This is a genomic window from Micromonospora sp. NPDC047467, assembly GCF_040643095.1.
Classification (GTDB): Bacteria; Actinomycetota; Actinomycetes; order Mycobacteriales; family Micromonosporaceae; genus Micromonospora.
On sequence record NZ_JBEYTO010000002.1, the window covers coordinates 970,377 to 978,352 of the forward strand.

The 7,976-nt window shown below is 71.5% G+C and carries 6 protein-coding genes; 4 read left to right on the top strand and 2 right to left on the bottom strand.

Translation table 11 applies throughout. The features are described from left to right. Nucleotides 1-130: 130 nt before the first annotated feature. Nucleotides 131-1,558: a UDP-glucose/GDP-mannose dehydrogenase family protein gene (locus ABZ780_RS08725; protein WP_357008886.1), complete on the bottom strand. Its 1,428-nt coding sequence runs from the start codon at nucleotides 1,556-1,558 to the stop codon at nucleotides 131-133. 249 nt (nucleotides 1,559-1,807) lie between these two features. Here ABZ780_RS08725 and ABZ780_RS08730 point away from each other — a divergent pair, with 249 nt between their 5' ends. Together ABZ780_RS08730 and ABZ780_RS08735 are read left to right on the top strand one after the other, a co-directional pair. Next, the gene (locus ABZ780_RS08730; protein WP_357485295.1) at nucleotides 1,808-2,977 is read left to right on the top strand and encodes an acyl-CoA dehydrogenase family protein; all 1,170 of its coding nucleotides are present in this window, start codon (nucleotides 1,808-1,810) and stop codon (nucleotides 2,975-2,977) included. Nucleotides 2,978-3,199: 222 nt separating this feature from the next. Next, entirely contained in the window at nucleotides 3,200-4,483 is a 1,284-nt protein-coding gene (locus ABZ780_RS08735; protein WP_357485297.1) for a multidrug effflux MFS transporter, read from the top strand. A gap of 50 nt (nucleotides 4,484-4,533) precedes the next feature. Here ABZ780_RS08735 and ABZ780_RS08740 read toward each other — a convergent pair whose 3' ends face one another. After that, nucleotides 4,534-5,199, bottom strand: a complete 666-nt coding sequence (locus ABZ780_RS08740) for a hypothetical protein (protein WP_357008880.1) — start codon at nucleotides 5,197-5,199, stop codon at nucleotides 4,534-4,536. A gap of 23 nt (nucleotides 5,200-5,222) precedes the next feature. Between ABZ780_RS08740 and ABZ780_RS08745 the strand changes: the two genes are divergently transcribed. Then, the gene (locus tag ABZ780_RS08745) at nucleotides 5,223-5,741 is read left to right on the top strand and encodes a hotdog domain-containing protein (RefSeq protein WP_357008877.1); all 519 of its coding nucleotides are present in this window, start codon (nucleotides 5,223-5,225) and stop codon (nucleotides 5,739-5,741) included. 143 nt (nucleotides 5,742-5,884) lie between these two features. After that, nucleotides 5,885-7,855 (top strand): acetoacetate--CoA ligase, encoded by a 1,971-nt coding sequence (locus ABZ780_RS08750; protein WP_357485298.1) that lies wholly within the window; start codon nucleotides 5,885-5,887, stop codon nucleotides 7,853-7,855. Nucleotides 7,856-7,976: the final 121 nt, after the last annotated feature.

A 7,976-nucleotide genomic window follows, 5' to 3' on the forward strand; every position in this document is an offset into this window, starting at 1 on the left:
TGGACTCCCACTGTCGCAGCATGCCCAAAGCTGGCGCGGATTTCGACTCTTGTCGGCGGGTCCGGGGCAAACAACGTCATCGGCCGGCCGCCGGAGGGGTGCTCCGCGACCGGCCGATGGGTGGGGACCGTCAGGGGCGGCCCATGCCCCGGTACTCCCAGCCGGCCTGGGCCCACAGCGCCGAGTCGAGGCAGTTGCGCCCGTCGACGACCTTGCGGCCGGCGACCAGTTCGCCCAGGGCGACCGGGTCGGCGTTGCGGAAGTCCGCCCACTCGGTGAGGACGCAGACCAGGTCAGCGCCGGTGACCGCCTCGTTGATGCCGGTCTCGTAGGTCAGCTCCGGAACCGCACGGCGGGCGTTCTCGGTGCCCTGCGGGTCGTACACGTGCACGTCGGCGCCGGCCTTCTGCAGCAGCGCGGCGACGGCGAGCGCCGGGGCGTCGCGGACGTCGTCGGTGTTGGGCTTGAAGGTGGCGCCCAGCACGGCGATGCGGGTGCCGGAGAAATCCGGACCGGCCGGGCCGGAGCGGCGACCGAGCAGGTCCGCCGCGAGCTGGAGCACGCGGGTACGGCGGCGCAGGTTGATCAGGTCGACCTCGTGCAGGAAGCGCAGCGCCTCGCCGGCACCCAACTCCTGCGCGCGGGCCTGGAAGGCGCGGATGTCCTTGGGCAGGCACGCGCCGCCGAAGCCGAGGCCCGACTGGAGGAACCGGTTGCCGATCCGAGGGTCGTACCCGATTGCCCGGGCCAGCTGGGTGACGTCCCCGCCGGAGGCCTCGCAGACCTCGGCCATCGCGTTGATGAAGGAGATCTTCGTGGCGAGGAAGGCGTTCGCGGCGACCTTGACCAGCTCGGCGGTGGCGAAGTCGGTGACCACCAGGGGCACCTCGCGGTCCTCGGTGGCGGCCAGGTCGAAGACGCCCTTGTGCGCGGCGTAGAGCATGCCGTTGGCCCACTCGCTCTTGACGCCGACCACGATCCGGTTGGGGCGCAGCACGTCGTCGACGGCGAAGCCCTCCTGGAGGAACTCGGGGCTCCACGCCACCTCGACGCCCAGGTTGTCGGGGGTGTGCTTGCCGACGAGCTGCTCCACCCACTCGGCGGTGCCCACCGGCACGGTGGACTTGCCGACGATCAGCGCCTTGCGGGTCAGGTGCTGCGCCAGGCTGGTCACCGACGCCTCGACGTACGACAGGTCGGCGCCCATCCCGTCGGCCCGCTGGGGGGTGCCGACGCAGATGAAGTGCACGTCGCCGAACTCGGCGGTCTCGGCGATGTCGGTGCTGAACCGCAGCCGGCCGGCGGCCAGGTTGCGCTTGAGCAGCTCGTCCAGGCCGGGCTCGTGGATCGGCACCGCACCGGCGTTGAGTTTGGCGATCTTGTCCGCGTCGACGTCGTACCCGAGCACCTCGTACCCGAGCTCCGCGTAGCAGATGGCGTAGGTCGCACCGAGGTAGCCGGTCCCCAGGAAGGTCACCCGCGGCCGAGGCGCGCCCGACGGCGGTGTCACCGCGGCGATGGCGGGGCTCGGCTGGATGGTGGGGTAGGGGATCGTCACGCCTGTCTTCTCCACTCGCGCTGGCGGCGCGTCGTCGCGTCGCGTTCTGCTACGGCGCCTGGCGGGCACCGGAGGGGTGGCTCAACTGTTTGTATTCCATCATCGTCCGGCGGCGTGGGTGCTCCGTCATGCCCGTACCTACGCGCCGGTAACATCACCTGAACTGCAGTCGCTATCCTTCAGTCTGCGCGGTCGGCGGTCAGGGGAAGTCACAGACTGCGCATGATAGCGGTGAAAGGGAGGGTCGACATGGCCGCAGGGGAGTCCTTCGACGCCTACCGGTTGCCCGACGAGCACGAGGCGATCCGGGAAGCCGTACGCGACGTCTGTGCCGCCAAGGTGGCTCCGCACGCCGCGGAGGCGGACGAGACCGGGGAGTTTCCCAAGGCGTCCTACGACGCGCTGCGGGCCGCCGACTTCCACGCGCCGCACATCCCGGAGGAGTACGGCGGGGCGGGCGCGGATGCCCTGGCCACGGCGATCGTGATCGAGGAGGTGGCACGCGCCTGCGCGTCGTCCTCGCTCATCCCGGCGGTCAACAAACTCGGCACGATGCCGCTGCTGCTGTCGGGTTCCGAGGAGATCAAGCGCCGCTACCTGACCCCGGTCGCCGCCGGCGAGGCGATGTTCTCGTACTGCCTCTCCGAGCCCGAGGCGGGCAGCGACGCCGCGTCGATGACCACCCGCGCGGTGCGTGACGGGGATCACTGGGTGCTCAACGGCGTGAAGCGCTGGATCACCAACGCCGGGGTGTCCGAGTTCTACACCGTCTTCGCCGTCACCGACCCGGCTGCACGCTCCCGGGGCATCTCGGCCTTCGTGGTCGAGAAGTCCGACCCCGGGGTGAGCTTCGGCGCGCCGGAGAAGAAGCTCGGCATCAAGGGCTCGCCCACCCGCGAGGTCTACCTGGACAACGTGCGGATCCCCGCCGACCGGATGATCGGCGCCGAGGGCACCGGCTTCGCGACCGCCATGAAGACCCTGGACCACACCCGGGTCACCATCGCCGCGCAGGCCGTCGGGATCGCGCAGGGCGCGCTCGACTACGCCAAGGGGTACGTGGCCGAGCGCCGGCAGTTCGGCAAGGCGGTCGCCGAGTTCCAGGGCATCCAGTTCATGCTCGCCGACATGGGCATGAAGCTGGAGGCGGCCCGGCAGCTCACGTACGCCGCCGCCGGCAGGTCCGAGCGGGGCGACGCCGACCTGACCTACTTCGGCGCGGCGGCCAAGTGCTTCGCCTCGGACGCGGCCATGGAGATCACCACCGACGCGGTGCAGTTGCTCGGTGGCTACGGCTACACCCGCGACTACCCGGTGGAGCGGATGATGCGGGACGCCAAGATCACCCAGATCTACGAAGGCACCAACCAGGTGCAGCGCATCGTCATGGCGCGTCAGCTGCTGGCCGACACGGTCTGACCGTCACCTGATCGAACCCGGCTGCCCCATCGCCACCCGGCGGTGGGGCAGCCGGCGTCTGCGCGTGAATCCGCGCACAGTCGCGATGGCGGACGGGCCCGCGACGTTGCTGGATAGGCAGACTCACAGGACACCCACCCGCCACCACCGCCCTGCCTCGTCCCCTCGCAGCCCACCGTCGGGCATGCACCACGACGTACGAACACCCGCAGAGAGATCGAGATGATGAAGCAGTTGGTGGAGAAGACCGCCGCCGAGCAAGAAGTCCTGCCGGGTGACCTGATGACCAATCGCCAGCGGGCGCAGCTCGTCCTGGTGCTCGGCGCGTTGGTCGCGATCGGCCCGCTGACCATCGACATGTACCTGCCGGCGTTGCCCGCCATCACGTCCGGCCTGGAGACCACCGAGACCGCTGTCCAGTTGACGCTGACCGGCACGCTGGTCGGCCTCGCGCTGGGCCAGTTGCTGCTCGGGCCGCTCTCCGACGTGATCGGCCGGCGCAAGCCCCTGCTGGCCGGGTTGGTCCTGCACATCGTGGCCTCCGTGCTGTGCGTCTTCGCACCCGACATCGCCGTGCTCGGCGTGCTGCGCGTCCTGCAGGGGCTCGGCGTCGCCGCCTCCGCCGTGGTCGCCACGGCCATCGTGCGCGACCTGTTCAGCGGCTCCTCCTTCGCCCGGATCTTCTCCCGGCTGATGCTGGTGATGGGGATCGCGCCGATCCTCGCGCCGACGCTGGGCAGCGCCATGCTGGGCTGGACCGACTGGCGGGGCGTCTTCGCGGCGTTGGCGGTGCTCGGCGTGCTGCTGATCATCGTCGCCGCGCTGCGGCTGCCGGAGACCCTTCCCACCGCTCGTCGCCGCCGCGGCGGGGTGGGAGCGACCCTGCGCGACTACCGGCGGCTGCTCAACGATCGGGCCTTCGTCGGTCTGGTGCTGGTCGCGGGGCTGGCGATGGCCGCCCTGTTCGCGTACGTCTCGGGGTCGTCCTTCGTGTTGCAGGAGCAGTACGGCCTCGACGAGCAGGAGTTCGGCATCGCCTTCGGTGCGGGTGCGGTCGGCCTGATCGCGGCCACCCAGTTCAACGTGCGGTTGCTGCGCTGGTTCACGCCGCAGCAGATCCTGGCCAGCGCCCTGATCGCCGGAACGGCATTCGGCGTGCTGCTGATCGTGGTCGCGGCGACCGGCTTCGGTGGCCTGGGTGCCCTGCTCGCGATCCTGTGGCTGGTGCTGGCCGCGACGGGCCTGGCCATGCCGAACGCCCCCGCGCTGGCGATGAGCCGGCACAGCGAGGCCGCCGGAACGGCTGCGGCGCTGCTCGGTGCCGTGCAGTTCGGCATCGGCGCGTTCTCGGCGCCCCTGGCGGGTCTGTTCGGCACCGGAGCCGTACCGATGGCGGTCGTCATCGCGGGTGGCATGGCCGCGGCGCTGGCGGTCATGCTCCTGGTCGTGCCCCGCGCCGCCCTCAACGAGACGGTCGACCCGGACCTGGCCGTCGGCCTGCACTAGCGCGGACGGCGGGTTGGTCGGGCGGGCCGGGTGACCGGCCCGCCCGATGATCAGCGGATCTCGGTGGTGTCCTCGGGGCGCGGTTGGCCGCGCGGCGGGGCGGACCACGGTGACTCGCCGCCCACCCGACGGGGCAGTGGTTCGGTCGGTGTCGGATCGGCCGGGTAACCCAGGGTCAGCGGGGCGGTGTCGCGCTCCGCGGACTCGGGCGCCGGCCAGTCGGTCAGGGTGAAGTCGTCGTTGCGCGGGCCGTCCGCCGGTGCCGTCACCGTGGCCGGTGCGGTCGCCGCCTGCGGCCAGGGCCGCCAGCGCTGCCCGCTGAACGTCGCCATCAGCAGCAGCAGGCCGATCAGGAAGAGCGTGCCGTTCTCCACCGGCAGTTGCAGCGGCAGTGGGTCACCGAAGACCTTCCACCCCTGCGGGATGGCGTCGCGCACCTCGAACGGCGCCACGAACATCCCGACGTACGGGGTGGCCAGCAGCAGCCCGGCGACCAGCGGGCCGGCCGGCGAGAAGCGCAGTGTGCCGAGCAGGCCCAGCAGGACCCCGCCGACACCGAGGTACACGGCCGGCTCGATCAGGTTGGCCGTGTTGAATGTGCCGATCTCCACCCAGCGGTCGACCGTCCGGCTCGACCCGTCCTGCCCCAGTGTGACGAGCACCCAGGTGATGGGTGCCACCACCAGCCCGGCGAGGAAGCTCCAGAGATGTCGCATCCGCGCACCGTACCGTTTCCGGCATGACCGAGCACCTCTCCGACGCTCCGACGGGCAAGCCGACCTCGTACTCGCGGGTCACCCTGAGCAAGATCATGACCGCCGTCGACGTGAACCTCCATGGCACCGTGCACGGCGGGGTTCTGATGAAGTTCGTCGATGACGTGGCGGGCGCCGCTGCTGCCCGGCACAGCGGCGGCACAGCGGTGACCGCGGCGATCGACGAGATCGTCTTCTCCGAGCCCGTCCGGGTCGGCGACCTGGTGCACGCGCACGCCCAGGTCAACTGGACCGGCCAGACCTCGATGGAGGTGGGCGTCCGGGTCGTCGCCGAGCGCTGGGACTCCGCCGAGGACGCGCCGGTCCGGGTGGCCACCGCGTACCTGGTCTTCGTCGGCGTGGACGTCGGCGGCGCGCCGCGCACGGTCCGCCCGGTGCTGCCGGAGACACCCGAGGACGAGCGTCGCTACAAGGAGGCCGAGATCCGTCGCGCGCACCGTCTCGCCCGCCGCCGCGCCATCCAGGCCCACCGCGCCAGCTGATCCACATGGGCGGCTGGGCTGGAGTGTGGGCCGGGCACGCGTCGGTGACCGTACCCGCTGCGAAGAATGACGCTTCGAGGTAGGGCAAGATGGCGCCACGGCCCAAACACATTGGCGTGCCGGGCCAGGGGGAGGGTTGAGCAGTGGGTGACGTGCTGTGGACGCCGCCGGCGGACGTACTCGATCGGTCCCGCATCGGCGGCTACCTGCGCTGGCTGCGGGAGCACCGTGGGTTGGACTTCGCCGACTACGACGCGCTGTGGCGCTGGTCGGTCACCGACCTGGACGGGTTCTGGCGCTCGATCTGGGACCACTTCGAGGTCGTGGCGCACACCCCGCCGACCGCCACCCTGGCCGAGCGGGGCATGCCCGGAGCCCGCTGGTTCCCCGGGGCAACGCTCAACTACGCCGAGAACGTGCTGCGGATGCCGGGGCGCGCCGACGACGACCCGGTGGTGATCGCGCACGGGCAGACCCGCGCGCCGGTCACCCTGACCGCCGGGGAACTGCGCGAGCAGGTCCGCCGGGTGTCGGCCGGGCTGCGCCGGCTCGGCGTCACGGCCGGTGACCGAGTGGCGGCGTACGCCCCGAACATTCCCGAGACGTACGTCCTGCTGCTCGCCACCGCCAGCCTCGGCGCGATCTTCTCGTCCTGCGCACCGGAGTTCGGTAGCCGCAGCGTCACCGACCGCTGGCAGCAGACCGAGCCGACCGTGCTGGTCGCCGTGGACGGCTACCGGTACGGCGACAAGCCGGTGGACCGGCGCGCCGAGGTCGCCGCCATCCGCGCCGCACTGCCGTCAGTGCGGCACACGGTCAGCATCGGCTACCTGGACCCGGCTGGCCCCCCGCCGGAGGGCGCGCTGAGCTGGGCCGACCTGGCCGCGCCCACCGCCGAGCCGTTGACGTTCACGCCGGTGCCGTTCGACCACCCGCTGTACGTGCTCTACTCCTCGGGCACCACCGGGCTGCCGAAGCCGATCGTGCACGGCCACGGCGGCATCCTGCTGGAGCACCTGAAGATGCTGGCCCTGCACCACGACCTGGGCCCGGCCGACCGGTTCTTCTGGTTCACCACCACCGGCTGGATGATGTGGAACTTCCTGGTCTCCGGCCCGGCGGTGGGCGCGACCATCGTGCTCTTCGACGGCAATCCGGGCCACCCCGACCTCGGTGGGCTGTGGCGGCTGGCGGCCGAGACCGGCACCACGTACTTCGGCACCTCCGCGCCGTTCCTGCTGGCCTGCCGCAAGGCCGGCCTGGTGCCCCGGGACTTCGCCGACCTGTCCGCGCTGCGCGGCGTCGGCTCCACCGGTGCGCCGCTGCCCGTCGAGGGCTTCCGATGGGTGTACGAGACTGTCGGCGACCAGGTCCAACTCCAGTCGCTCTCCGGCGGCACCGACGTGTGCACCGGCTTCGTCGGCGGGGTACCGCTGCTGCCGGTGTACGCCGGTGAGATCGCCTGCCGGGCGCTCGGCGCCAAGGTGGAGGCCCGCTCCGCCGACGGCACCCCGGTGATCGGTGAGCTGGGCGAGTTGGTCATCACCGAGCCGATGCCGAGCATGCCGGTGGGCTTCTGGAACGACCCGGACGGCACCCGCTACTCCGAGGCGTACTTTGACGTCTACCCGGGCGTCTGGCGGCACGGCGACTGGATCACCATCAACGAGCGGGGCGGCTGCGTAATCACCGGCCGCTCCGACGCCACCCTCAACCGGGGCGGGGTGCGGCTGGGCACCGCCGAGTTCTACTCGGTGGTCGAAGGGCTCGACGAGGTGGTCGACTCGGTCGTCGTGCACCTGGAGGACGACGAGGGCGGCGCCGGCGAGCTGCTGCTCTTCGTGGTGCTGGCCGAGGGTCTGCAGTTGGACGACGCGCTGCGCGCAAAGATCAGCCGCGAGCTGCGTACCGCCCTCTCGCCCCGGCACGTGCCCGACGAGATCCACCAGGTACGCGCAGTGCCCCGCACCCTGTCGGCGAAGAAGCTGGAAGTCCCGGTCAAGAAAATCCTCACCGGTGTCCCGGTCGACCGCGCCGCGGCCAAGGGTGCGCTGGCGAACCCCGAGTCCCTGAACGCCTTCGCAACCTTCGCCCAGTCCCGCACCCAAGCCTAAAACCGCCCGGCCCTGCCGGCCCTACCCGGCCCTGCCGGCCCTACCCGGCCCTGCCGGCCCTACCCGGCCCTGCCGGCCCTACCCGGCCCTGCCGGCCCTACCCGGCCCTGCCGGCCCTACA